Genomic DNA, 25,638 nt, shown 5'->3' on the forward strand with positions numbered 1-25,638 from the left:
GCGGCTGCTGGGTGGTGGGCAGGAAGCACGTGCACACGCTCGGTGATCAAGGATGACCTGTGTGGACGGTCGTGCCCGTATCAGGGCAGGCGCTGCGCATGGCTCCGAGCAATACGGCTCACTGCACAGCCCCCTGGGGCAAACCCCACTTCTGTCGGTGTGCGGATATCTGTCAACGCCGTGCGTGGTCTTGTTCAAGCATCTTGGGAGGTAGGAGGCAACGAGTAGCGGGTTCCACGCTTCTTGCCAGTGACCAGGACGCGTCCGTCTTGTTTGAGCACTGCGATGGCGGTTTGCCATTGCGCGCTGGTCAGGCCCGTGTGGTCGAGGATGTCCTGTCGTGCGAGTGGTCCGGCGGCTGTCCGGAGGCATTCGATGATCCGCTGTTCCGGGGAGTCGTCGGTATGGGGGCGGTTGCGGTCGATTATTAGAAGAGGACGCGATTCCGGAGTCTCGGGATGCTCCGGAGTTGGCGCTTGGAGACGGACGCGGTGGGCGCCGCGAATGCCCCGGAAGCGCGTGGGCATGCATGTGAACAGGATGACCTGGCACTTGGCCGCTGCGGTAGACATGACCGCGGCGAGAAGGTCGAGGCGTTCGGGGTCGCTGTGGCCGAGGGTGTCGTCGAAGAGCGCGGGTACGCCGGCTGACGGGTCGACGAGGGTGGCGCAGGCCAGGCGGGTGAGTACGCAGAGCTGTTCCTGGGTGCCCCCTGACAGCGACGTGTAAGGCACTGTGATCCCGTTGAGCGTGCGCGTGGTGATCGCCAGGTCGGTATCGAGATCGACGGCGAAGTCGTTGCCGAAGAGCACGCGGCCCAAGTCCTCGATACGTGCGCGGAACGGAGTGCGGTAGTGCTCGTGGGCGCGCTCGCGGGCGGAGTGGAGGGTGTCGAAGAGTAGTTTGGCGGCGTGGGCGCGGCGTCGCTGCGTGTCGTGGTGGGCTCGTGCTTCTGCATGTTCGCGTTGGGCGTCGGCGAGGCGCTCAGCGAGGCCACGTACTCGCGGGTCGGAGAGTCGGCCGCGGATTTCGTGACCTTCCGCGTCGAGTTCCTTGATCTCCTTGTCAAGTGATTCGATCGCGGACTTGACGGCGTCCAGCCGGGCGGCGAGTTGCGGACCGCCGAGTTGATCCAGTTCGGCGATGGCACGCCGGTGCTGTTGTTTGAAGTCGGCGAGGTTGTCGCGGGCTTCATCGGCCCGTTTGCGTAGAGCGTGGTCGTCTTCGACACTGCGGTCGTGGGCTAGCCGTCCTTGCGCGGCGTTGATCTCCTCATTGAAGGTCGTGATCCGGCTGTCCAACGCCGTCTGCTCAGCCCGTAGTGCTTCGAGGTCCTTTTCACATTTCGCGAGTCGTGTCTGGGCCAGCCGTGCCCGGTGTTTCGCGTTCTTGACGGCTGCGACCACGTGCTCATGCTGCCTCCGAGCCTCGTTGAGGCCGCAGGGGTGACCAGGCTCGTTGGACGTGTCGGTATAGCGCTTGATCCGCGCCCGCACACGAGTGATCTCATCCTCGGTGTCGTCGGCGGAGCGGAACGAGTAGAGGCTGTTGAGGGTCTTCTTCGCGCTCTTGGCTTGGGCTTCCCGGGCTTGTCGTTGGCCGTTGAGATCTTCGGCGTCGGCGATCGTTTCGACCCCGGCCTCGCGTCGGAGTCGGTTCCAGTTGTCTCGCGCGGCGCGAAGTATCTCGGCTCCCTCCCGTTCACCAAGCCCTGGTGTCAAGCGGAGTCGGAGCTGGTTGGCGACGGTGATGTCGGTGTCCCCGGTCAGGACGTGCGTCTGCACCTCGCCCCTGCCTAGATCACGACGTTGATCGTCGATGTCGACCTGGGTGTCTGCGATCGCGGTCAAGGTCAGCCTGGCAGCGGCGGCGTTGGCTGCTGCGGCTGCTTGGGTGAGTTCGTCGTGGGCTTTCCGGAGCTTGGACATCATCGACTTCGTCAACTGGCACCCATCGAGCCAGACAGCGCATTCCTGGGCGATAGCCTGCGTTTCCCGGATCTGCTGGGCATGCCGGGTAAGGCCATCAAGTGCGTCAACGTCCACTGCGTGGTCTTTCGCAGCAGCCGCACGACGTTCTTGTTCTTCTGCAGCATTGACCGCACGATCAGCTGCTTCCCTCGCCGTCCTGGCATTCGTCGCGGTCGTCAGAGCCGTATCGTGTCGAGCCGCGAGCGCCTCGCGATCGGTTGCCAGCTCGCTGAGGTGCTGCGCCCGTTCATCGAGATCACTGATCAGCTTCTCACGTGATGCCAATGCCGCTTGTGTTGCTTGTGCTTCGATCGACGCCGTATCGACGTGCATGCCCAGCGCGTCGACCTCGCGCTGTGCCCTGTCGACCTTGGTTTGTTGGGTGTGTAGTTCTTGAGCGAGCGTGTTCCGCTCGGCTTGCTGTGTGCGAAGGTCATGCAACTGGCATTCCACTTCCGCCGCGCGCTCGGTGTCGATGCGGATGTCGTCGATCACATCCGCGACCTGCCGCTCGGTGGCCTCCGCTTGTTTGAGGACGTCGACCGCCTGCTTATAGTCGCCGGCGGGGGCTGCCTTCTTCTCTGTGAAGTACCTCAGCATTTCCTTCCGGCTGGAGTCGTACAACGACTCCTCCAGTTGGCTGTTGTCGTGGTCAGAGGATCCGCCGGCAGCTTGGTCCAGCGCATGCGCGAGGCCACGTGCGGTGGTGAAGTCGGCTTCCCGAAGTGGGGCGCGCTGGTTAATCCGGAGCGCTTCCCACAGGTTCCAATCGTGTGTCTCCGTAAGGATTTCCGTCATGCGGTCGTGCGCGGCCCGGCCAGTGAGTTGTTCCGCGCGTGGTATGTGGACGGTAAGCTCCGTCTTGGCTCCGTGGAACCAGCGCTTACGGATCGTGAAACGGTAGGTGCCGCTGGTGATCTGTGCTTCGACCTCGGGGCTGACGTCGCGGTGGTGTGGCTTGACGGCGCGCAAGGCCCGTTTGGTAGAGGAGTCCAGCTCACCAAGCACTAGATCGAGCGCTTCGGCGAGACTCGATTTACCCACTTCGTTCGGGCCTTCGACGATCGTGACACCAGTGTCTGCGAATTGCACCGTCCGATGGGTGACGCCGCGAAAATTCGTAAGCGTCAGCGAATGCAGGATCATCGGGCGTGTCCTCCTCCGGCAAGTCGGTACAGCAGCATCAGCGCGTCTTGGGCCTGACTGGCAGTCACCGCGTTCGCCGTTGCCTGTTGGGTGAGTTCGTCGAGGGCTACGGAGGCGAACCCAGTGAGGCCCAGGTGGTCGAGGTCCGAGAGATCCGGCAGAACGTGGAGATCTGAGTGCCGCTCCCACTGCTCGACGGCGGCGAAGAGAGTGCTTGCGGTGCCCAGGACGGTCTGCAAACGCGCGTGGTCGGCAATGCCGAGCGTCCCGCTGAGTGCGAGTTTCACGACTGTCCGTGTCTTGTCGGATATGTCGCTGAGCTGCTGACCGATGCGCTCGACGTCGTCGGATCGCGTGGCCTCGAACTGCAACTCGTGGAAGCTCCATTGTCCGACCCTTGACGGAGCGACGTGAGCTGCGGCGCCGTCGAGTTCGACTATCAAGATATTTCCGGGCTCCTTTTCGGTGTATGAGGTGACTTCCGGCGTGCCGGAATACCAGATCCGTCCTGTCGTTCCCAGCGGTGTGGTCGAGTGGCGATCGCCGAGTGCGACATAGTGCACGAGACCGTTGTGGATCGCTTCTTCGAGGTCGTCGAGCCGCACCAACGTCGGATCGAGCCGGTTGGGGTTCAAAGTGTCGACCTGTCCGTGGCCGATAACGATGCGGGTGCGTCCGGGTATGTGTTCGAGACCGTCGAGTACGGGTGTGACCGGGTCGGTCGAGGGCCTCTTCGCTGTCCATGGCGCCGGCACGAGATCGACATGCGGGGCCGCCTCCACGATCTCCGGACTGCCGAGCACGTGCACATTGGACGGGCAGCGGGAGAGGAACTCCGGGCTGCGGAAGATCGCTGTGGCGTCGAGGGGGTCGTGGTTACCGGGCAGGAGGTAGATCGGCAGTGGGTCGAGTTCGGAGAGACACTCCAGTCCCCGCAGGACGATCTGAGGTTCGAGTAGGTTGTCGTCAAACACGTCGCCAGCGGCCACCATGAACGCGCAGCCGTGTGCCGCGGCGACGCGGCCGGCCTCGTGCACGGCGTCGAAACGCGCCTGGGTGTATCGCGATTGGGCCTCTCCCTTGAGGAAGTGGCGAGTCATACCCCATTGCCAGTCGCTGGTGTGCGCAAACTTCAGAGCCATCGGTTCGTTTCCTGGTGATTGTGGTCGTTGGTGGGCAGGTCGGGCTCATAGACAGCGCGCAGGGCGGCGCGGATGGGAGCTTCTTGTTCGATCGCGTAGCCGCGTTGGAGACAGCTGGCGGCGAACGCTCCGACCGCGTCGTCGCGTTCGGCGATCCGTATCAGCTCGTTTTGTGCGTGCTCGCCGAACATTGCGCCTCGGGGGTGGGCGACGGTGCCGGCGTCGACCACGATCCGCTCGGTTCCGGAGGGGATGACGTCGTGGACTCGGGCCGTGATGCGTGCGCCGCCGAGGTCGGCGTCAGCGCAGATGATGACTCGGTCAACGGTGCTCGCGGCCTGGCTGATGACGTCAACGGCGGCGTCGGCTGGCTGGCCGTGACACCAGATGAGGGGGGTTTGCGGCCATCGGTCGCACGCGGTTTCGGCGGCTTGCCGGTTTTCGACGACCAGGAGCGTTGTTGCTTTGTCGTGAGTCCGGACGGCGATGCTGCCGTCACTGGGTAGCCGGATGTCGTGGGGACCTGGCCAGCCGGACCAGTCCAGTGTTCGACCGTTGTGTTCGGCGTTGATCGGTCCCCCGAGTCCGATGTACGGGCTGCGGTTGATGCCGAGTTCGGTGACCGCGTCTGGTTCCCAGCCGGAATCGAGGAGCAGCTTGTGGACGTCATCGCGGGCCTTGGTGTGGCCGGCGTGGTGTTGGACGAAGGCGCGCAGGCTGTCGTAGGTCGTGCCGTCACAAAGATCAGTGGCCGCGGCGACCAGCCACGGCAGCCGTGGGTCGTGTTGATCGGTGTGCAGCGAGTGCGCCGCACCAGGCCAGTGCGAGCTCAATCGAGTGCGGAGTCGCTCCGCCTGTTCGGCGAGGTCGCGTTGGCCTTGCCGACGTCCGTCCCGCCGTTGGCTTTCTTCGTCGGCAAGAGCCGGGTGCGGGAGCCAGCGGCGTGGCGGGGTGACGATGCGGCCATCGGTAAGGCCGCACTCCAGGGACACGCAGCCAGATGCGGCCAGGGCTCGTGCCACGGCAAGGGCGCGGTTGCCGAACTTCTTGGACACCGTTGTCCATCGGCGTGTGGTGCTGATCGCCCAGCGCCATTCAGCGTCCGTGAGCCCCTCGGGCCTGCGCGGCTCGGCAGGGTCGGGAGACCGCAGGTGCACCCGGCGGGCTTTCGGGACGCCGTGGCGATCGGTCGGCATGATGCCATCGGGGCCGGGTTGAGCGAACGCGAGGAGCTCAGGGTAGGGGCTGAGGCCGCGCATGGGGAACTCTTCCCGCACCTGGGTCACGCTGCGCCCTCCGCGTCGTCACGGAGCTCGGTCAGCCAGTCCTGCAGCATCTCGATCCGGGCGGAGTTGCTGTCCTGACCGACTATGACGGGAGGATCGTTGTAGGGGCGAGAATCAGAGCTGCGACGCAGTTTGATGTATTCACCGCTGGCATGAATGGCATAGCGCTCCATGTCGTCCTGCAAGGCTCCGAGGACCGTGATGCCGTGGTCGGCACCGATGTTCTGGAACAGGGCGACGGCGTCCTTGCGGTGCTGCGCGCCGAGGTTGCGGCCGAGCTCATCGAGAATCAGCACCATGGAGCGGCCACTGGAGCTGGCGAGCGCGGCGGCGCAGACCAGCTTGACTGCCTTGTCGTCGAGCTGCGCGGTGTTGGCGCGGGCTTGGTAGGTGACCATTCCGTCGTGATCATCGGATCGCCGCCATTTCGGTGTGACCTGCCAGGGCCATATCTGTGTCGGGTCGGCTGGCGGTTCGGGGTCGGGAAACTCCAGTGCTGCCCCGTGACCGCCGTAGGCCCGGTCCAGCTCGTCGAAACGGTGGGCGACTGTTTCCAGACCTCTCTTGATCGCGGCGCGCAGCTGGCTGCGCACAAGCTCGGTGGTGCGGTGCTGTTCCTGCAGAGCCTGCGTCGACGCCTCTAGGGCCTTGGTGCGCCGCTGGCGTTCAGACTCGATCTGCGACCGCCTGTCGGCGTCGACCTTCGCCATTTCCGCGAGATAGCGCCGCAACGCCCTGAGATAGTTGGGAAAGGCCGCCTGCGCGCTTTCCTCCCGGCTCTTCCCTCGCCCTTCGTTGCTCTCTTCTCGTAGAGTCCTGATTTCAGCAGGGACACCTTCGGGCGCGGTGTCGCGGGGAAAGCAATGTTCGTCGGCTTCCCTGAGTAGGCGCTCGGCTTCCTTCCACCAATCCGTTTCGTCGAGGACCTGGTCCTCGTCCAGTAGGGCCGCGAGGTGTTTCTGTGCGTCGGCTTCGGTGCCCTGCCACTGGGTCAGTCGACGGTCCACGTCAAGGGCTTGGACTTCCTCGCTCAGCGAGCTCCGCTGCTGTGACAAACTCCCTCGGGTCTCGCGGAGTTCCTGCCTTTGTCCGGTGATTCTGCCGATCTCGCTGTCGCGCTGATACCGCTGTCGCTTCATCTCCTCGTGGTGTTCATGAGTCTGCTGCAGTTGTGGCCGTAGCTGTTCGCGTTGCTCGGAGAGTTCTGCGACGAGGGTGGCCTTGTCGGTGATCTGGGCCGCAAGTTGTTGTGCCTGGGTAGCGGCTTGGGCAGCTTGGAGGCGGTTTTGGGCGAGCGTGACTGCACGTTCGGCCGCGTCGACTTGTTCCCGTGCTTGCTGGTACGCGACTGCTGTGGTGTCGGCTGCTTCCCGTGCCTGCGCGATGCGGGTGGCGCGCCCGGTAACGGGATCACTGAAACCGCCGAGGGTGATGACGCCTGCGCCGGTATCCAGCGCGCGTGCCGGGTCGGTGCTGTGCTCGTGGCGGTCGCGCAATGCGGCAAGGAACCGGTTGACGGTCATGGCGCCGTCTGCGGTCGTCGGAAGTCCCTGCGATTCGGTGGCGTGTTCATCCGCCCGGATGATCGTGGACCCCGGGATGTGGGCCAGTAGGCGCGCGGCCTGATCGAGCGGAGCACGCGTGACCACGGCATGGCGATACGACGCCAGCCGTGGTTCCCACTCCTCCCGCTCAGCTTCGGTGAGCACTACGAGGTCAAGTAACGCGACCGCGTCTACGTCCTCCTGATCGAGGGCGGCGACTTGCTCGGGTGCGAGGTCGTCGCCGCTTTCCGCCGCTCGCAATGCCTCTTGCGACTTGCGGTGCTCGCTGGCGGCCACGCCCCGGTGTTCCAGCGCGGAACTGTGTGCGGCTTTGGCGGCGGCGAGTTCCTCGCGGGCGGTGTCCTCGTCGCGACCGTCAGCAGCGAGGGCACGCTCCTCAGCATTCCGCTTGTCGCTGCGTAACCGTTCGAGGTCGCTCGACGCGACTTTCCGGTGTTCCGACAGCTTCTTGTCTTGCCCTGTGAGCCGCTCGTCGTCGGCAGCGGCTTGTTGAAAGCGAGCGGCAAAGGCTTCGTCGTTGGTCAGATGTCCCAGTTGGTCAGAGAGCGCCTTTTCCTGCTCCGCCGTGGACTGAAGCTTCGCCGCGATGAGTCCTTGCTCGTGTTTGATGTCGTGTTGTCGCTGGACCGCGGTGACGACCCGACGTGCCAGTCTGTTGCGCCATGCCTCGGCGGCCTGGTCGGCTTTCTCCCGGGCGTGTTCGCGGCGAGCGATGGCTGCTTCCGTGGTCACGGCGTCGGCTTCCCACACTTCGATCGCCTTACGAGTCTCTCGCGCGTCGCTGTCCAGCGCATGCTCGGTCGCTCGGAGCTTCTGTTCTTCGTCAAGCTCACGGTCCAGGCCGGTGAGGGTGGCGATCGCGTCGAAGATACGGTCCGGGCCAATCTCGTTGAGCGGCTGCGCGAGCAGGTTCGGGGTCTTCGTCGCACGGACGGACGTGGACAGAAACGACACACACCGGACGTGGTCACCGAACAGTGCCTCGGCCATGCCCCGAGCGCCGATGTCGTTGCGGCCGTTGCGCTTGACCATCTGATCCCACAAAGGATCGGCGCGCTGTGCACGCCCCGCGTCGGTGTTCCCACGGGGTATCCAGAGGCCCTCTTGCCAGCGCACCGCCAGATGCGGCTTGTCCCGGTTGATGCGGATCCACACCGTCAGCGCCGTCGATTCCAGGTCGTCGATCTCGGTGACGTCCGGATCGGCGAACACGCCGATCACGTAGCCGTGACCAGCGTTGCCCCACTCGCCCTGCCCGGCGTCCCGCGCGGTGAACAACATTCCGGCTGCGGTCGCGGCACCGCTGTTCAGCCGCCACTGCTCATCTGCATGCATCAGACTCACCGCTGCGATCAGCGAGGACTTGCCTGCCCCGTTGGAGTCCACCGGCCCCTGGCCAGCAATCGTGATCAGCGTTCCTGGAACAAGCGGAACCGGATCAGTCGACAACCGTGAAATGTTGATCATTTGGATGCCGACAAGAACCCGGGAGCCCACGACGTCGCGTTCGCCCGCGTCGCCGAAGCCCGGACCGCTCGGTTCAGGAAAAGTCATCGGTCTCCCTCGGAGTTCTGAGAATGATTGCGTCGCAGCCGAATCGCATCGGCGAGTGCGGTCTCCGGGCCCGCCGCGAGGATGAGTTCGTCTTGCAACCGGGCCCGCGCTGCCGGCGTCAACCGGTGGAACTGAGGGCCAGGTACGTAAGACGCACCCGACACGCCCAGGTGCTTGGGGGTCGTGACCCGGCGGAGGAGACCTGCCGCGTGCAGGCGGGTCAGGGACTCCTGCACCGCTCCCTTGCCGAGCTGATTCAGCTCCTTGAGATCAACCGGCGTGGTCGGGTGCGTCGACACCCACTCGTCGCGCGCCAGGGCACCCTGCGAACGCGGGATCGCCACCGAATAAATGAGAACGACCACCAGCACGGCCCGATCGACGTCGGTGAGATGGTCACCACCCTCACTGACCAGCTCCGCCGCGATGTCGTCCCGATATCCTGATGTCCAGCGACCGTTACCAACTCGGATCAAGGTTCGACCGGAGATCGCCAGCAGCTCATCCAGTTTCGCGCGGAGCGTCACGTCGCGAAGTGCCCGCAACGACATCTCGGACGCGGGTTCCGACTGAGTCTCCACAGCGGCCCATGCAGCCACGACGTCGGCTCGGTTGGACTCGCTCAACGAACTCAGGGTGGACTCGAACGGATCGCTCATGCGCTGCTCTCCGACCTCCCCCTTGGCAGGGTGCGGCAGATTTCTGCGAACTGATCAAGGTCGGCCTGCGGCCACGTGGCGACTCGGGCGCCGAGACGGATGACGCCGGTGTCCTCGTCCCAGAGCAACCATCCGGATGCTGAGAGCCGGCGAGCGACTTCCGTGACCCCGTCACGCAGCTTCCCGCACGTCTGGGTGGGCCGAAGCAATGCCCGTACGTCGGTTACCGCGCCCACCGACGTGGGGATGCCCGGCCACGGGGACGAGGCGAAGTCGGTCCAGCACAACCGAAGGCAGCAAGCGAGCACCTCGCAGGTCAGCACCGAACGCTCCACTGTGGGCGGGCTCATCCCCAATTCGTGAAGCACGGCCGGGGTCACATCGTCGGGAGTGCCCGGAACCCACCACACCTGGTCACCGCCGGGCTCGATCAACCGTGACATGCCGACCGGAGTGCGTCGTCCCGCATCTTTTCGCTCAAGTCCGCGCGCTCGACTCCGCGCCCAGGCCAGCGCTTCCGAGCGCACCTCATCCATCCGGCAGCTCCGCCACAGCAGCGAGCCTTCGACCGAACCAGCCGTCCGTCACCCACGAGGGCGTTAGGCCCGGATCAGCGTCGAGACGAGGTCCCCACGACAGCTCGTAAGGCAAGTTGGATTCGTTAGCGATCGCCGTCAACTCCGCGAGTACGCGTCGGGCAGTGGGCCAGTCACCACAGTCCCGGAGGAGGTCATGCACCGCGATCCGATCGCGGCCATCCAGAACATCCTCGGCGATCTCCCGCAGTGCCTCACGGTCACGCATCGTCCGATCGTCGACAGACTCCGGTGACACCGGATCCGTCGTACTGGACCGGGGCGGCGCCGTGCGCTCCGTCGTCGGTCGGGCGAGCTGATCCAACGCATCGCGCATCTGTCCTGGTTCAATCCACGGCATCGGCGCATCGAAGACGAACGAGGTCAACACGGTGCTCAGCTGTTCCACCGTCGCGTGCTTCACGAAGCTCGTCCAGGCCCGCGGCGGCAACATCCCGAGTGCACGGGTTGTTCCTGCTGACGACTGCAACCGAGCACATGCCGATTGGGTGGCATCTCCATACGCCCGAATCGCCGCACGCAGCTCGGCGCACGGACGGGCGAGAACGGTCCACTTGTTCAGGATCACGCGGTGGACTTCGTCGGCCTGCGCCTTCAGCGTGTGCGCGTCCCATAGCAGCACCGCCTTTTCCCGCAGCCGCTCCTCGTCGTCCGCGACAACCAGGCTCGACAGCTCCGATGCGATCAAACGAAACACATGAGTCAGGCGTGCCGCAGCTGCCCGGCCGTCCGCTTTGGTCGCGCTATCGCTGTTGAGATTCAGTTGCTCCATCGCCAGTAGTTGATGCAACTCCGACTGCCCACCGCGGGCCATCATCCGACGCAAGAACAACAGCGAGACATATGTCGTGAACGACGCCCGTAACTGCCGTGCGTTCGGGCGCGGAAACATCGGCTGAACTGCACCGAGGTCCTTCAGGACGTTGAAGCGTTGAGCGAAGACCTTCTCCGGATACTCGCGACACGCATGCCGTGCCTGCTCGAACGTCAGCCCGTCGACGCCGGCCTCCGCGAACGCCGCAAACAGAGTGTCAGCGATCTCCACCATGACCGGATCAGTGATCACAGAGCCCGCATCCCGCCCCAACACGGCCACGATCTGCCGATAGATCGACAGCACGGCCTCGTCCTCGGCCGCGCTCTCCAACGCCAGCTGCGATTCGTCCACGACCGCGAAGGTAGAGAAAACGGCCGACAGCTCCGCGTCTCAAACACCCGTTCGGATCGCTGAGCGTAACTCCGATTGATCCATTCGGAGCTGCCTGCGCTCACCTGTCGCAGTGAGCGCAGGGAGTAGAAAGTGCCGGGGTGGCTCCGTTGTCACCGTCGTCGCGTACGTGCCCCCTTCAGGTGATCACCAGTGTCCTAGAACACACACCGAAAGCCCAATGGCGGTCCAGAGCCGATTCTGAACCGCTCCCAGAACGTTCGACGGACACTCCGCTGTGCCTTATACCGCGTCCTTGCAGTCCGCGGGATCACAGGGGCTCTTGTTAGGGGTGTGTGGCGACAGGGTGGCCGAGGAGAGGGGCCGCGGTGCGGCGGGCAGCGGCTCCAGGTCTGCCGCCGGCAGGCTTGGCCGCGCTCCGCAGCTGGGGTGGGCTGTGTTCAGCGAATGCGTGACACGTCTAACGGGGTGAACCTTTCCAGCGGATAGTGATGAGTCCAGTCGAGGTGTCGGCGTGTTCTGGCAGGGTGACCGGGTGGGTGCCGTGTCAGATCTTTCCTCCGTCGATGAGCTCCGCGCTGCAATGGTCGCGGAGATGCGAGAGCGGGGCTTTCTTCGTAGTGATGAGATCGCGGCGGCGTTTCTTACGGTTCCGCGGCCACGTGTTTGCGCCGGAGGTGTCGCTGGAGGCGGCGTACGCCCTGGATGTCGTGCGGACGAAGTTCGACAAGCACGGCAGCGCGATCAGCTCGGTGTCTGCGCCGCACATCCAGGCGATGATGCTTGAGCAGGCCCAGGTCACGCGGGGGATGCGTGTGCTGGAGATCGGGTCCGGCGGCTATCACGCGGCGCTGCTTGCGGAGCTGGTTGGCCCCGCAGGAGAGGTCACCACGATTGACGTCGATCCGGACATCGTCGCCCGCGCCACGCGCTTTCTTACTGCCGCGGGCTACGGGCAGGTGGCCGTGGTGCTCGCCGACGCCGAACACGGCGTCCTTGATCGTGCGCCCTACGACCGGGTGATCGTCGCCGTCGGGGCCTGGGACATCCCATCGGCCTGGACCGACCAGCTCGCCGAGAATGGTCGGCTAGTGGTGCCCCTGCGGCTGCGTGGCCTGACCCGCTCGGTGGCACTCGACCGGGCAGACGGTGATGGTCATTGGGCCAGCGTGGACCACCAGATGTGTGGCTTCGTGTCGATGCAAGGGGCGGGGGCCCGTGACGAGCATGTGGTGGCGTTGCACGATGACGTCTGTCTGCGCATTGAGGATGATCTCCGCGTCGACATCGAGGGGTTGCGCAGGTCTCTGTTGGAGTCGGCGGTGCAGCGATGGAGTGGTGTCGAGGTGGCCAATGCTGAGCCGTTCGACGGCTTGCACCTGTGGCTGGCCACCGCGATCTCTGGCTTCGGACGACTCGCGGCTGAGCAGGTAGCCGTGGACAACGGCCTCGTCGACCGCATGGCGCGCTGGAACACCCCTGCTGCGATAGACGGCGCCTCCTTCGCCTACCTTGCGACCCTGCGCCCGAACACCGACAACACGCGGCATGAGTTCGGGGTGCGTGCCCGCGGACCGGATGCCGAATAACTCGCCGACATCTACGTCGAGCAGATCCAGACCTGGGACCGGTACTACCGCGGCCGGCGGGCCCGTGTCGATGTATATCCAGCCACGACCGAGCCTCCGCCGCCGGCCGTCGGCCGCATCATCGACAAGCACCACGCCCGCGTCGTGCTGCACTGGCCCGAAGCCGCAGCCACATGATCTGAACCGCAGCAGCTGTGCCTGTGATTCGTAGTTGGCCCCTGTGATCGATAGTTGGCCCGTTGAGGTTGCTCAGTTTGGTGAGAGCGGGTCTGTGCCGGTGTCGCATCGTGCCGCGAGGTCGGTGGCGTATTGCTTCAAACGGTGGCGTAGTTCGAGTGAACCGGCGGTCTGGCGGCTGGGGGTGAGGAGCTGAGCGACCCGGTCGCTGACTCTGCGGGCCTCCGGAGCGTCGGTCCGGCGTAGAGCATTCAGGGAAGGGCACTGCAGGGGCTCGGCTTGGGTGACCTCAGACCACACGAGTACGGTGCCGATTAAGGGGTTCTGGGTGGCCATCCGACCCATCTTGGGAATGTCGGCGCAGAGCCGTTGCCAGTCGGGCTGGGGCATTTCCCAGGTGGTCATGGCGCGCCGCCGGTTGGCGTAGTTGATGGGTTCGGAGTTGTTGTCGAGGGTGCGGGCGATCTGTTCGACTGCGGTCTCGAACTCCTGCCACATGGCGTCGTTGGGGATCTGCTTCCTGAGGACGGCCATCGTTCGTGATGCGCTTCCCTTGGGCATGCCCAGGGTTTCGGCGCTGTCGGCCCAGTGGGTGCCGGTGGTCATTTCGACGAGCTTGAGGGAGGCTGCCCTGCGCAGGTGACGTGTCGTCCAGCTGTTGGTGTTGATCATGCGCTGGGTGAAGCCGGTGAAGTGGGCTTCGAACCATTTCTGGGGTAGCAGCGGGGGGATTTCCTCGGTGGTGAACAGGCAGTCGCGGGAGGGGACGAGTAGGCGAGCTTGTTCGCTGCCGTGGTGGAAGGTGAACACGCGGCGGATCATCGCGCGTGCCATACCTGGCGAGAAGTCCGCGCCACGAATCGCGTGGTAGATGCGTGCGGGTGCGCGGTCGTAGGCTGCCTGGATCAGCGGTTGGACTCGTTCGCGCAGCGAGGCAGGGTCGCGATCTCCCAGGACAGCATCGGCTGTCAGCAGGAGCGCTCCGCATTGAGCGGCATTGTCCGGGGCCGCCCAGAGGTCGGAGATGCGCCGGTAGGCTCCAGCGGCTTTCGAGGGTCGGCTCTCCAAGGCGACCGTGATCGGTTCGATGTGCTCGCTCAGGAGAGCGGCCGTCGCGTCGGAGGGTGCGAATGCCGATCCGGCAGGCCAGCTCACCTTGATCAGTTGGCTGGCGATGATGAGGTCGGGAAAATAGAACGCATCCGAGGTGTCCCCGGCACCGTCGTGGCGGTGCTGGTCGAGGCGCTGATCCAGGCGGTTTTGGAGGACAAGGAGGAGCGCCAGGTCCTCTGGCGGAAGTGTGGTCCCTGCTGAACGCGGAGCGGTATCGAGGCGTGCACCGCAGGACGCGTGATCACGTGATGCTGTCCCTGCCAGCTGGCCGCCAGGTGGTGCGTTGCGGCACTGCAGTGGGTGAAGTTCTCCTCTGCCTGGCCGGCGGATGAGACTGCCGCGGCCTCGGATGGACCCGCCCAGCGGGTTGCGGCAGGCCGGGCATGCGCTTTCCAGTAGCCGCTGATGCGGGGTGCACGCGAACGCGACGGGCAGATGCCAGCGGAGTCTCCAGGGTCCGCCGAGGCTGGTCTGGATCGGGCTTCCGTCGCCGGCGAGGCATTGGGGGCAGTAACGGCTGGAGTTGTTGAAGGCCCAGTTGTCTCGTTGTATGGCGCCGTTCCGGGTGGTGTGGGCTTGGATCTTCGCCAGAGCCGGGTAGGTGACGGCGTAGGTGTCGAGGGTGAGGGTGCGCGCCTCAGCGATGGACAGACGTGTCGTGGAGGCGAAGGCCGCAAGGTTGGGCAGGGTGACGCCGCTAATTGATTTTGGCCAGAGTTGCTCGCTGAAATTCCCCACTCGGGGGCGGTGGTTAGCGTAGCGGTTGGTGGGTGCCGGTGGTGGTTTTGCGGAGCGTGTCGGCGCGGGCTTGGTGGTCGCGGAGGCGGTAGGAGTCGCCCTCGAGGGTGAGCACGACGGAGCGGTGCAGGAGCCGGTCGAGCAGGGCCGCGGCGACGGTGGTATCGCCGAGGACCTCGCCCCAGGATCCGACGCCGCGGTTGCTGGTCAGGATGATCGAGGTCTTCAGATAGCGTTGGGAGACAACCTGAAACAACGCGGAGGCGGCCTCGGCGGGCAGCGGGAGGTAGCCCAGCTCGTCGATCACGAGGAGGGCCGGGCCGTTGAAGAAGCGCATGGTGGTGGCCCAGCGGCCTTCGATCGCGGCGCGGTGGCAGCGGGCGGCCAGGTCGGCGGCGGTGGTGAAGTAGGTGCGGTAGCCGGCTTCGGCGGCTTTGCGTGCCAACCCGACGGCGAGGTGGGTTTTGCCGAGGCCGGGCTGGCCGATGAGCAGGACGTTGGTGGCCGACTCGATGTAGCGGCAGGTGGCCAGCTCGGCGATGAGCTTGGGATCGACGGTGGGGGCGGCGTCGTAGTCGAAGTCCTCCAGGGTGGCGGGGGTGGGCAGCGAGGCGAAGCGCAGCCTGCCGGCCAGGCGGCGGGCCTCGGTCGCGGACACCTCGATGGAGCAGAGCCGTTCGAGGGCGGCGGTCAGGGTGAGACCCTCGGCGGTCGCGGACTCGAGGACACCGGGCAGTGCCTCGGCGGCGGCGTGCAGCTTGAGCGTCGCGAGGTGACCGCGCAGCTGCTGGTAGAGGCTGGCCTGCGCCGGTGTGGACGGGGCAGCGTCGAGGGTCGTGTTCGAGGTTGTTTTTGTTGCTGTCACTGTGTTTTCCTCTCTCGTTGTTACTTCTCGTCGGCCGGGTCGGCCGGGGGCAGGGTGGTGCGGGCGGCGGCTGCGGCGGCGTAGCGGGCGAGATCGATCACGACCTCACCACTGGCGTCCACGCCGCTGGTCGGCGCTGTGTCGGTGCGCTGGGCGCGCAGGGCGTCGGCGGCTGCTCGTGCGTCCGGTCCGGGTGGGATGCGCTGCTTGCTGCGGTGCGGCCGCGCGGTGGTGGTGGCGGCCAGGGCGGCTTTCTCGAGCGCTAGGACGTGGCCGTGGTCGCGGACCATGACGCCGGCGCCCTCGGGTGCCAGGGTGTGGCGGGCGATCACCGTCCCGGACTCGGTGGCGACATCCACGTGGCCGGCGCCGAGCCGGTGGGAGACGGTGACGGTGGCGCCGGCGAGTTCGGGGGCGACGCTGTAGCGGTTGCCGCGGAAGGACACCAGCGCCTGCGCCGAGACGATCCTGGTGACCGTCAGGGTCGCCGGGAACGGGTCCGCGGGTGGGGTGCGCAGCGGCTCGGCCGCGGCGACGGTGGCCACGCTGGCTTTGCCATCCGCGGTGGCGCGCAGCCGGGTGTCACCGCGCGTGGAGCACCAGGCCTCGAGCCGCTGCTGGGCCTGCTCGGGCGTGACATCGTCAGGCAGGGTGCGCCAGAACCGTTGCGCCGCAACATGATTAGCTTTCTCCACGACTCCCTTGCGGTTACCTCGCCGCGGTGGGCATGCCCGCACCGCGACACCATAATGCTTGGCCACGGCCGAGAACGAGGCCTGCACCCGACCGGACTCGGGGTTGATGACGGTGGCCATCCGGTCGAACCGCCACGCCCGGGTCAACCCGCCCAACGCGCGGGTAACCCGGTCCAGCCCATCGATCAGGTGCGGCTGATCAGTACTCGGGCACAGGACACCGCGCCACCGGCTCGAGTGCGACAGTGCCCCCACCAGCAGATGCGCGCATCCACCCCACCCCCAGTGCTCGGGTGGGTCGGGCAGATCAAGCCAGTCCCACTGCGTCTCATCCCCCGGTGGGTGCTCGATCACCGCCACCGCCCGGCCCTTCGCCGGTCGGCACGGCTCACACGCCGGACGCAAACCCCGGTCGCGGATCTGGCGGGTCAGCGTCGGATACGAGTGCGCATAGCCCAGCTCGTGCAGCTCGTCGTAGAGGGTGGTGGCCCACAGATGCGGGTCCTCGGCCAGCCGCGCCGAACAGTAGGCCACGAACCGCTCGAACGGATCCGGCCTCGCGCGGGCACGCGCCCCCGCCTCGCGGACACCGGACAGATAAGCGCGGATGGTCTTGCGGTCCCGCCCCAGGTGACGGGCGATCGCCGAGATCGTCCAACCCCGGGCACGCAGGGCGTGCGCGTCGATGTCTTCCTCCCGTGTGAGCATGAGACGTGGGGCTCCTTCGAGCTGGTGTGTGGTCAGAGACCGCCAGACTCGAAGGAGCCCCGCCCGTCTCGGCGGAGCCACGCCGGGTGGGGAATTTCAATGAGCAGGTCTGGGGAGATTCACCTGAGCGCCGTCAAGGGCGAGGAGGTGATCGGCGGAGATGCGCCTGGAATCGCTGCTCAGCCCGGTCAGCTCCGCGACCCGGACCGGGGACAGACCAAGTCGATGCGAGAGCCGGAGCAGAAACCCCGGGAGTGACTCATCACGGAGCGGGGCCAGGCTTCTGGCGAGGGGTTGTCCGGGGGAGGCTGTCACAGTCGTTCAGCTTGCGGTTTCGGAGGTTCCACGGTCGTCGAAGACTGTGTTGCGGGGCTTGGCGGTCTTGCGTGCCGACGCGGTGGGAGGCTCTGGGATGTGGGGGATCTCGCCGGATTCGGGGTCGAGGTCGGGCAGGTCGGCGGGGCTGAGGGCGAGTTTGTCCAGCAACTCGATGGTGATCTTCTCGTGTCCGGTCTCGATGGCGTACCGGCATCCGGATTGGATGAGTTTCTTCAGCAGTCCGACGACGCCGCCGGTGCGGCGGTAGAGGTATTCGGGCATGTCGCCCTCGCTGAGTATGCCGTCGTGGGCTTTCAGGAGCCGTAGTTGCTGCTCGATGCCGACCAGGTGGGCGGTCCAGGCAGCCATAGCGGGTTTGGTGTCGTAGGTGAACGGGCCGAGCTCCAACAGGTCGAAGCGCAGGTCGGTCTGGCCTGGGGCATCGATGTTGGCGCTCTTACCGCGGTCTTTGACCGGGGGGAACAGCCATTGGCCGGTGCGAGGGTCGCGGCGGCCGTCGCGCAGCAGCCCGGAGGAGGGGATGCCGACGCCGACGAGAATGAGGGTGACCGGCAGGCTCATCAGTTCACGGATCAGGTCCAGGACGTCCTGGTCGGCCTCGCGGTGAAGCTTCAACCTCGTAATGTCGTCGAGAACCAGTGCCTTGGTGGCGTGGTCGTAGATCGCGGTCTTGACGGTGCGGATGAGGTCTTCCTGGCGCATCCCTTTGTAGTCCTCGCCGTAGAAGTCCAGGATCCGCTGGCAGGTGGAGATCGGGGTCGCCTTGACCGGGGTGCGGACGTAAGCGACCGGGGCATGCAGGTCACGGGTCCCGGGGATGGCGCCGGGAATCTGGTCGTAAAGGCTCAGCCACGCTTCCTCGAACAGAGCCAGCACTTCGCAGACCGTCTCGGTCTTGCCCTGGCAAGGACCACCATTGACCATCGCGCCGGGCCGGGTGTCGGGACCGTGGTTGAAAGCGTTGTCCTCGATCAGCGCCCGCAGTTTCCACACGACGTTGGCGCTCATCGGGGTTTCCTGGATCACCAGGTTGGAGTGGGTGGCGATCCGGTGCAGATTGTGTACCCGCTGCTGCCGGTTGCTCAGGTCCTCGAACGCCTTGAGGGTGATCTTCGGGGCAGGGACGAAGTCGTGGCGGGCGCGCCGGAACCGGTCCCAGCCCGACCAGACCGTCCGATCCGGGATCGGGCCGGGCAGGAACATCGCCGGCGGTGGAGTCTGGCGCTCGGAGGCTGGATCAGGCTTCGGCCTGCGCGTGGCCACTACTGATCCTCCTCGGGGAGCAGCAGGAAGCTGGTGCGGCGCAACCGATCCCCCAGACGCTCGGGTGGGGCGGGCCGCTGCCGGACGGCTTGCTCGCGTCGACGGCGCCGTTCGACATCGACAGCGTCCCCGACCTCGCCCGCCCGGTCGGGCCAGCGCAACGGCACGACCCTGCCCCCGCCGTCCTCCCGGGGCCGATCGTCGGCGCCGGCCAGATCCAGCCCAGACCGTGGGGCAGGTACGGGTCCTGGCCGGTCGCTTTCCGCCTGGTCACTTTGGGCGACCTCGCGAGCCCGTTCCTTCTTCGCCTTCTTACCCAGTTGGGTCGGCCACTGCTCGACCGGAACCAGCCCACCCAGCAGCTTCAGCAGCACAGGCAACAGGTCGGCGTCGGACTGGGGAGACAGTCCACAGACACGGGCCTCGCGCAGCAATTCCTCGGCGGTCTTGTCGGAGAACGCGGGGATCTCTCCCTCGGGCGGCAGCCCGTTCCATCGCAGAACATGCCAGGCCGACGGGTCAGCGGGGTCCTGGAAGAACACCGTGCGCCGGTCACGGCGGTCGCTGCGGATCACCCATTTGCCCTTGTGCCGGCCACCCCGGTCCGACGGTTTACCGCGGTAGGGCTCCAACACCGGATGAGACTTGCCATACCACAGTCCGCCGATCTTCACTCCGCGGCGGCCGTGGATCTTCACATAGTGAGCCGGAAGGAGCTGGTAGTACAACTCCGGCTTCGGGATTTGCAACGCGAAACCGCCCTGGTTCATCGCGGCAGCGAACAGGGTATTGGGGCTGTGCTCCTCACCCGGACCCCAAGCCGGGGCGTGTTCACCTAACCGCCTGGACTGCCACACCCTGACGAGCCAGGTCGCGATCACATGCTCCATCTCGGCCATGGTCAGCACCGCGTCGACCTCGGGGTCGACGCCACGGTCGGCGACGTCCACGCCGGTGTAGCCGGGCAACTGCTCGAACAGCAGGCTTCGTAGGGCCCCGAAGGCCCTCTCGCAGGCAGCCTTGTCCTGCGGGCGCAGAGTGCGGGCGGGGAGGATGTTGCAGCCCAGTACCCTTTGAGCGTCCACAAGGGCGTGGTTTTTGTAGACGGCCCCGTGGTCGGTGGTGACCGTCTCTGGGGCGAAGAACGGCAGCGCGGCCACCTTGTATCCGGCGAAGGAAGCGACGATATCGGCGGGCACTCCCGGGTAGGGCCACTCCATCTCCGGGCCCCAGCCTTCGCGCATCGGCAGCGGCATCATCACATCGCGGAGCAGCATCGCGACATCGACCGAGGTGTCCGACACCAATGTCAGCCGGAACCCGACCACCGAGTGCGTGAACAGGTCCAGCGCGAGCGTCAAATGCGTCGATACCGGGTCGCCGAACACCCCGTCACGGACCTTCACCGGCAGGATCGTGGTGTCCAGGGCGACAACCTGGCCAGGCCGGTGCACCACCACATGAGCCTGCGAAGCGTCGACGGCCGCCGCCGAACGGACATAGCGCTGGCGGGTGCCGCTGGGTCCGAACCATTCCAGCCAGACCGCCCGCAGCGTCCAGTAACACGGGACATGCACGTGCGGCCCGAATTTCTCGGCGACGTACTGGTTGATCTGAACGCACCGGGCCTGCATGCTCATCTTCGAGCGGTGAAGACTCTCGGTCCGGACCGCGAAGATCGCCTCCCGGACCTCCTCGGTGATACTGGGATGGCCGCCTCCCGCCCGTAACCATCGCCCGTCGGCGCAGCCGATCGGGCCGCTTTCTCGCCAGGCAGCGGCCATCCGCTTCAGCGTTCGTTCGCTCACCCTTCCCAGCCCGAGAAGAGCAGCCTCATCAACACCGAGCTCGCGCAGTTCGGCGACCTTGGCTCGCCGCCGCTGCCCCAGCGTCGTGTTCTGCGGGTCATAGTCGGGACGGGGTTCACCAAGCTCAGGGCGCAACGGGTCTCCACCACGGAACCCCGTCTCGGTCTCCAGCAGGTGAGCAACGCGAAGCCGTACGACCTCCCGCTGATAGTCGGTCAGGTCATCCATACTCGCCGGCTGCCTGACCGGGCCAACCCCTTGCTCCGTCTCTGCTGGAACGCTCTGGCAGTCGCGGTGATGCGACAGCCACCGGATACTCCGCCACCGCTCGTCCTCTCCCGCACCCAATAGCACGCGGCCGTACTGAGCCTCGATGGCCGCCACCGTCCACTCCACACCGTCCAGCCGCAGCACCGAGCCCACCGACAGCTCCAACAGCCCAGCCTGGCTCGACATCAACATTCCTCCGCCGCCGACCACACCAGCGAGCGATCTCCCAGCGGGCAAGACAACTCGACCCCCAGTCGTCGATGCCAGAGCAGGTGCAGCGCGTGCGCGCGTGCGACCACCGGCAGCGCTGTCGCGGCCACCAGTTCCCCGAACGTGACCGGTCCCGCGCCCGCGACCCGCAGAAGTCGATCCTGCAGGCCCAACTGGTCCTCAAGCGCCCTGCGCTGCGCTGACAGGGCGTCCAGCACGCTCAACACATGCGGTCGCCAGCCGGTCACCACCGAATACCGCCACCCCGACGCCAGCGCTACCTCTCCGGCCGCCGCGAAGCATGGCTCGTCCTTCTCTTTGATCAGCCGAGCGGGGCGGACATCGAACAGCCACCTCGTGCCGTCTTGGAAGACTGCCAGGAAGTCGGGAGTATGCTCGCGGAATCCCTCGGCGACGGTCTCGAACCGTAGCCGGAACGGCTGCGGCAGCACATCCACCACGGTGCCGACAAAGTCCAGCGCGAGCAGTAATGACCGCTCCTCCAGCGACTCGAACCCGTGTAAACGGCCGGTGGAAACTAGGAACTGCAGCCCCGGTCGGTGGCGCTGCCGCGACCGCCAGGAGAACCGGCGCACTGGCACAGACTGCAAGGTAGGCATGGTCGCGAGGTCCCGGACCGGACAGACGATGTCACCCTCTGCCGTCTTCCATGTGGTCACCCATCGGCGAGGCCAGTCACCATCGAGGCCCAATTCCGACGCCGGCGTGCCTGGGATTTCGTACGGGTACAAGAGATCGTCCAGTCCGCACGAATGCGACCAGATCGGGCCAGAGATGCCGTCGGCCGGACATCGCGCTGGGTCCACCCGACGAGCACACCGCAACTTCGGTAGGTCATGCGGAGGACACGCCCGTGACTCAAACAGACCACTCGTACAGAGCAGCGTCACAGTGACCGACTACCGCCCGAACTGGACTCAAGCAAATCAAACCTGAGCCGCGGACCGAGGGGCCACCTATCGATCACAGGGGCCAACTACGAATCACAGGCACACTCGCCGAACAGATCCCCCTGGTGCGCCGCCCCAAACCACTCGGGCTACCCCTGGAGAAGCGGATCGCGGAGCTCACCGCACTGACCGACTGGCCTGCTGGCGCGGACCACCACCAACAGGTAGCCCGCGCCAGCGGCGTCATCAACGTCGCCGCCCTCATCGCCTCCGACATCGGCCTTGCACACCTCGCTGAAGACCTCTGCTGGCGTCTGCACACGATCTTCGCCGAGCCGCGGGATGTCACCCCCGATGTTGCGGTGATGGCACTGATGCCACTGACCAACACCGCGCGTCTACTCATCCGCGAAGGCAAGCTCACCGAGGCCTACGAACTGCTCCAGCAGCTCTATCACGCAGCACGACACCGCGAGGTGGCCACGATCCGCGGCCAGGACATCGACCTCTCGGCCTGGACTCACACCCGTGAACACCACCGCCGCGTCTGCACGGAACTGTGGAGCACGGTGCTCATCGACGGCGCCCGCGCCCTGGCGCGCGCTGGGTGCTGGACCCGCGCTGCCGAAACGATCGCCGCCCATCGCGGCATCGGAAACCGGCTCCTCGACGGCCGCCAAATCAAGATCATGGCCCTGCTCGAACAAGACCACCGCTTGCAGGCGACGGCCCTGATCGACTCCACCATCCCCAGCGAAACCTGGGAAAAAGCCGTCGGCCAACTCCTACGCCTGTCCTGCGGACAAGGCACCTCGACAACACTACGCGACCAAGTCTTTTCCGCGGTCGACACGGCGCTTGCGCTGATTAACGACACAGAACCCAGCATCACAGCGTTCCGAGTTCGCCTGGGGCTGACCACATTGGACCTGGTTGGCGACCGCTCCACCAAGACAATCACGCAGTTGCGACAGACAATCGTCTCCGCCGCGCTCTCCGACGCTTACGCCGCACGCGAAGCGCTGCGGAACCAGACGTTCTGTGCTCAGCTCACCACTGAACAAAAACACCAACTCACCACCGTACTGACCGCCTCAGGACTCGGCCAACGAACGATGTCCGCAGGCCAGGCCCAGGAGATCGCAACCGCGGTCCGCCACGCCGAAGAGCATCTGCGGACGCTGATCAACTTCCGATAACGGGCATGCCACTCAGAAGGGGCGTGCAGTTCAAGGCCTGGGCACCGGGCTCCGGTTGCTCTGGATGGGTGCTGTTGCACCCTTTGGAGTTTGATTGCGACCCCACGCGGCGTTGGTCCGGGGTCATCGCGGCTACACCCGAACTCGCCGAGCAGGTTGCCGAGGTGATCAAAGCTGACGTGAATGCCTGACGTGTTCGCTGCTCCAGGCATTAGGAGGCCATTGCTCTGTGGCGAGTTGCGCGCCGAGTTGTTCTAGAAGCACGGCTGCGTTTCGCATGCTGCGTCCGACGTCGCGCTCGATGCTGGTCAATGTGTAGGCGGACGTGATGCCGGACTTGCGGAGCCGCTCAGCTGGAAGTGTGCAGGTGCCCGCGATCGCTATCACCGGGACCCCGGCAGTGCGGGCGTGCTGCGCCACACCGGCTGGGGCTTTGCCGTGCAGGGTTTGTTCGTCCAGGCGTCCTTCGCCGGTGATGACCAGGCGCGCTCCCTGGAGTTGTTGTAGAAAGCCGGTGAGTTCGAGGATGACCTCCACACCGAGGCGCCGTCGTGCTCCCAGGGCAGCGAGTGCTGCAAATCCGACCCCGCCCGCGGCGCCGGCGCTCGGTGCCGTTACCATGTCGCAGTCGCCGCCTTTGGCGACTGCGCACGCCCACCGAGCCAGGGCGGTGTCCAGAAGCTCAACCTGGCTCGGATCAGCGCCTTTCTGCGGCGCGTATACACACGCTGCACCGTGCTTCCCGAGCAACGGGTTGTCCACATCAGACGCCAATACCACTTCGGTGTCAGCGAGCCTAGAGTCCAGTGTGGTGAGGTCGACTCTGGACACGTTCAGCAGTGCTGCTCCGCCTGGGCGCAGTTGGGTGCCGGAGGCGTCGGTGATGCGGGCGCCGAGGGCGGCGAGCATTCCGGCGCCGCCGTCGGTGCAGGCGCTGCCGCCGACGCCGAGTACGATGGTGCGGGCACCGGCGTCGAGTGCGGCGCGGATGAGATCACCGGTGCCGTAGCTGGTTGCGGTCAGGGGCGCGAGCTTGTGGTGGGGGACGAGTGTAAGTCCGGAGGCGGTGGCCAGTTCCACGATCGCCGTCGGGCCCTTGATGGCGATGTCGGCGTCGACTGGCTGGCCGGTTGGTCCGGTGACGCGCACGCGGTGTCGTTGCGCGCCGGCGGCCAGAGCGGCGGCGACTGTGCCCTCGCCGCCGTCAGCGACTGGGACCAGTCGCAGCTCGAGTTCTGGGCGAGCTTTGCGGATACCGGCTGCGATTGCATCGGCGACTTCAGGCGCGGAGAGGGAGCCTTTGAACTTGTCCGGTGCGATCAGTACGGATCCGACTGGAGCTTGTTCATGTCCCAGTTGGTGCTTCTTCTTGTCAATGCGGTCGAGGTCTTGATCTCTTGCGTGCGTAGGTGGAGTCATGACCGTTCGGTGTCGTTGGGAGTGAGCAGGGTTTTGACGTGCCGTTCCGGGTGGGTGGTCAGTTCGCGAACCGCCTGCTCGAAGTCCTCCAGCGCGTATCGTGCGGTGACCAGCGGGCTGAGATCGACGCTCTGGTGCTGGAGGAGGTCCAGGGCACGGGTGAAGTCGCGGCGGGTGTAGTTGCGAGCGGTCGCGATGCTCAGTTCCCGCGCGTAGAGGCGGTCGTAGTCGATGGCGAGGGGAGCGCCGGTGTGGGGCGAGCCCACCGCAACATAGCGTCCCCCAGAGCTGAGCAGTCCTAGAGCCGCGTTCGCCGAGGCGGTAGTACTGACGGTGTCGATGACGACATCGCATTCTGCCAGCGGATCCAGGGCAGCAGAGTCGTCGTCGCCCGGCCGGTGGATGACAAGCTCGGTGAGCCCGCATGCCGCCGCGACGTCGCGGCGGGTGTCGAATTGGTCGATCATGCTGACGCTGGCTGCGCCGGAGGCTTGTGCGGCAATACCGACGCTGAGTCCGATTACCCCGGCACCGAAGACAACAACATTGTCATCTGGTGCCAGGGCCGCTTGGAGGAGGATATGTGCCGCTACGGCAAGCGGTTCCAGCAGTGGTCCGGTCGTTTGTGCTGCTGCCGTGGGCATGGGAATCAGTTGTGATGCGGGCATGCGGAGGCTGGGTTGGAAGCACCCGTAGGGGTGGCTGAGCCCGAATACTTCCATGTCGGGACAGCGGTTTTCCCATCCTGCGTGGCATGCCGGGCAGGTCCCGCAGCTCACGGTAGGAAACACGATGGCGTAGGTGCCGGCAGGCAGGTTCGCCCCGGAGCCCTCGGTGACTTGCGCCAGGCATTCGTGGCCGAGGACGAGCGGGTAGCGGGCGAGTGGGTTAGTGCCGGTCAGCACTGACAGGTCGGTGCCACAAATCCCGGCACTGACTAGTTTCAGCTGCACCAATTCCGTGGAAGGGAACACTTCGGCGGCCTGGTCGCCGGCGGTGGAGGACCAACGCCAGCGACCAGGTGCCTCGACGTACACGGCCACTTACGGCCTCGCCTTCTTCAGGCCGCCGAGTCGTCCGCCTCGCGCCCAGTGTTCATCGTCGGCCTCGACGAGAAAGACCTGCACGGCGTCCGGCGAAACACCGTACGCCGTGACCACGGCCTCGGTCACCCGGGCGACCAGATCGGTTCGTTCGGCGAGGGTGTGTGGACGACTGTGCACGGTAACGATCGGCATGGATATCCTC

General features: G+C 65.9%; 21 protein-coding genes and 1 pseudogene. 4 read left to right on the plus strand and 18 right to left on the minus strand.

Annotation, left to right across the window (positions count from 1 at the left end; translation table 11 throughout):
- Positions 1-194: 194 nt before the first annotated feature.
- Genes ACRXBZ_RS32910 through ACRXBZ_RS32940 form a run of 7 tightly spaced genes read right to left on the minus strand, consistent with a single transcriptional unit; the run spans position 195 to position 11,086 of the window.
- Positions 195-3,116, minus strand: a complete 2,922-nt coding sequence (locus tag ACRXBZ_RS32910; RefSeq protein ID WP_433882375.1) for an AAA family ATPase — start codon at positions 3,114-3,116, stop codon at positions 195-197.
- Positions 3,113-4,258, minus strand: coding sequence for a metallophosphoesterase family protein (locus ACRXBZ_RS32915; protein WP_433882376.1), 1,146 nt, complete (start codon positions 4,256-4,258; stop codon positions 3,113-3,115). Before ACRXBZ_RS32915 ends, ACRXBZ_RS32910 begins: the two co-directional genes overlap by 4 nt.
- Positions 4,249-5,544 (minus strand): DUF2399 domain-containing protein, encoded by a 1,296-nt coding sequence (locus ACRXBZ_RS32920; RefSeq protein WP_433882377.1) that lies wholly within the window; start codon positions 5,542-5,544, stop codon positions 4,249-4,251. The genes ACRXBZ_RS32915 and ACRXBZ_RS32920 overlap by 10 nt, the downstream gene beginning before the upstream one ends.
- Positions 5,541-8,663, minus strand: a complete 3,123-nt coding sequence (locus ACRXBZ_RS32925) for a coiled-coil domain-containing protein (protein WP_433882378.1) — start codon at positions 8,661-8,663, stop codon at positions 5,541-5,543. The genes ACRXBZ_RS32920 and ACRXBZ_RS32925 overlap by 4 nt, the downstream gene beginning before the upstream one ends.
- Positions 8,660-9,322: a hypothetical protein gene (locus tag ACRXBZ_RS32930; protein WP_168587644.1), complete on the minus strand. Its 663-nt coding sequence runs from the start codon at positions 9,320-9,322 to the stop codon at positions 8,660-8,662. The genes ACRXBZ_RS32925 and ACRXBZ_RS32930 overlap by 4 nt, the downstream gene beginning before the upstream one ends.
- Positions 9,319-9,858 (minus strand): hypothetical protein, encoded by a 540-nt coding sequence (locus tag ACRXBZ_RS32935; protein WP_433882379.1) that lies wholly within the window; start codon positions 9,856-9,858, stop codon positions 9,319-9,321. Before ACRXBZ_RS32935 ends, ACRXBZ_RS32930 begins: the two co-directional genes overlap by 4 nt.
- Positions 9,851-11,086: a hypothetical protein gene (locus ACRXBZ_RS32940; protein ID WP_433882380.1), complete on the minus strand. Its 1,236-nt coding sequence runs from the start codon at positions 11,084-11,086 to the stop codon at positions 9,851-9,853. Before ACRXBZ_RS32940 ends, ACRXBZ_RS32935 begins: the two co-directional genes overlap by 8 nt.
- A 662-nt stretch (positions 11,087-11,748) precedes the next feature.
- Between ACRXBZ_RS32940 and fxlM the strand changes: the two genes are divergently transcribed.
- A complete protein-coding gene (gene fxlM / locus ACRXBZ_RS32945) occupies positions 11,749-12,675 on the plus strand; it encodes a methyltransferase, FxLD system (protein ID WP_433882381.1) in 927 nt (308 codons plus the stop codon).
- Between the two features lie 249 nt (positions 12,676-12,924).
- Here fxlM and ACRXBZ_RS32950 read toward each other — a convergent pair whose 3' ends face one another.
- Positions 12,925-14,007: a hypothetical protein gene (locus tag ACRXBZ_RS32950; protein WP_433884168.1), complete on the minus strand. Its 1,083-nt coding sequence runs from the start codon at positions 14,005-14,007 to the stop codon at positions 12,925-12,927.
- Positions 14,008-14,016: 9 nt separating this feature from the next.
- Here ACRXBZ_RS32950 and ACRXBZ_RS32955 point away from each other — a divergent pair, with 9 nt between their 5' ends.
- Entirely contained in the window at positions 14,017-14,166 is a 150-nt protein-coding gene (locus tag ACRXBZ_RS32955) for a hypothetical protein (RefSeq protein WP_433884169.1), read from the plus strand.
- Positions 14,167-14,370: 204 nt separating this feature from the next.
- On the opposite strand, the pseudogene ACRXBZ_RS32960 reads toward ACRXBZ_RS32955, so the two are convergent.
- The 3 genes and pseudogenes from ACRXBZ_RS32960 to istA form a co-directional block, all read right to left on the minus strand.
- A pseudogene (locus tag ACRXBZ_RS32960) lies at positions 14,371-14,703 on the minus strand (TniQ family protein); the annotation flags it as partial.
- Positions 14,704-14,716: 13 nt separating this feature from the next.
- Positions 14,717-15,568 carry an IS21-like element helper ATPase IstB gene (gene istB, locus ACRXBZ_RS32965; protein WP_433880700.1) on the minus strand — a complete coding sequence of 284 codons (852 nt, stop codon included), beginning with the start codon at positions 15,566-15,568 and terminating at the stop codon, positions 14,717-14,719.
- A 20-nt stretch (positions 15,569-15,588) separates the two neighbouring features.
- Positions 15,589-16,971 (minus strand): IS21 family transposase, encoded by a 1,383-nt coding sequence (gene istA, locus ACRXBZ_RS32970; protein WP_433877707.1) that lies wholly within the window; start codon positions 16,969-16,971, stop codon positions 15,589-15,591.
- 99 nt (positions 16,972-17,070) lie between these two features.
- Here istA and ACRXBZ_RS32975 point away from each other — a divergent pair, with 99 nt between their 5' ends.
- Positions 17,071-17,229 (plus strand): hypothetical protein, encoded by a 159-nt coding sequence (locus ACRXBZ_RS32975; protein ID WP_433882382.1) that lies wholly within the window; start codon positions 17,071-17,073, stop codon positions 17,227-17,229.
- 63 nt (positions 17,230-17,292) lie between these two features.
- Here the strand turns inward: ACRXBZ_RS32975 and ACRXBZ_RS32980 are convergent, their stop codons facing one another.
- The 4 genes from ACRXBZ_RS32980 to ACRXBZ_RS32995 all read right to left on the minus strand — a co-directional run bounded on the left by ACRXBZ_RS32980 (position 17,293) and on the right by ACRXBZ_RS32995 (position 22,092).
- Positions 17,293-18,573, minus strand: coding sequence for an AAA family ATPase (locus ACRXBZ_RS32980; protein WP_433882383.1), 1,281 nt, complete (start codon positions 18,571-18,573; stop codon positions 17,293-17,295).
- Positions 18,573-20,837 carry a COG3415 family protein gene (locus ACRXBZ_RS32985; RefSeq protein WP_433882384.1) on the minus strand — a complete coding sequence of 755 codons (2,265 nt, stop codon included), beginning with the start codon at positions 20,835-20,837 and terminating at the stop codon, positions 18,573-18,575. Before ACRXBZ_RS32985 ends, ACRXBZ_RS32980 begins: the two co-directional genes overlap by 1 nt.
- Positions 20,837-21,481 carry a TnsA-like heteromeric transposase endonuclease subunit gene (locus ACRXBZ_RS32990; protein WP_433882385.1) on the minus strand — a complete coding sequence of 215 codons (645 nt, stop codon included), beginning with the start codon at positions 21,479-21,481 and terminating at the stop codon, positions 20,837-20,839. The genes ACRXBZ_RS32985 and ACRXBZ_RS32990 overlap by 1 nt, the downstream gene beginning before the upstream one ends.
- A 440-nt stretch (positions 21,482-21,921) precedes the next feature.
- The gene (locus ACRXBZ_RS32995) at positions 21,922-22,092 is read right to left on the minus strand and encodes a hypothetical protein (RefSeq protein WP_433882386.1); all 171 of its coding nucleotides are present in this window, start codon (positions 22,090-22,092) and stop codon (positions 21,922-21,924) included.
- A 54-nt stretch (positions 22,093-22,146) separates the two neighbouring features.
- On the opposite strand from ACRXBZ_RS32995, the gene ACRXBZ_RS33000 reads away from it, so the two are divergent.
- Positions 22,147-22,971: a hypothetical protein gene (locus tag ACRXBZ_RS33000; protein ID WP_433882387.1), complete on the plus strand. Its 825-nt coding sequence runs from the start codon at positions 22,147-22,149 to the stop codon at positions 22,969-22,971.
- A gap of 168 nt (positions 22,972-23,139) precedes the next feature.
- Here the strand turns inward: ACRXBZ_RS33000 and ACRXBZ_RS33005 are convergent, their stop codons facing one another.
- The 3 genes from ACRXBZ_RS33005 to ACRXBZ_RS33015 are packed head-to-tail and all read right to left on the minus strand — an operon-like array spanning position 23,140 to position 25,628.
- On the minus strand, positions 23,140-24,390 hold the full coding sequence (locus ACRXBZ_RS33005; protein ID WP_433882388.1) for a glycerate kinase: 1,251 nt from the start codon (positions 24,388-24,390) through the stop codon (positions 23,140-23,142).
- Positions 24,387-25,433: a zinc-dependent alcohol dehydrogenase gene (locus tag ACRXBZ_RS33010; protein WP_433882389.1), complete on the minus strand. Its 1,047-nt coding sequence runs from the start codon at positions 25,431-25,433 to the stop codon at positions 24,387-24,389. Before ACRXBZ_RS33010 ends, ACRXBZ_RS33005 begins: the two co-directional genes overlap by 4 nt.
- Positions 25,434-25,628: a tautomerase family protein gene (locus ACRXBZ_RS33015; protein ID WP_433882390.1), complete on the minus strand. Its 195-nt coding sequence runs from the start codon at positions 25,626-25,628 to the stop codon at positions 25,434-25,436.
- Between the last annotated feature and the right edge of the window lie 10 nt (positions 25,629-25,638).

It is taken from the genome of Saccharopolyspora hattusasensis, assembly GCF_050972075.1.
Taxonomy (GTDB): domain Bacteria; phylum Actinomycetota; class Actinomycetes; order Mycobacteriales; family Pseudonocardiaceae; genus Saccharopolyspora; species Saccharopolyspora hattusasensis.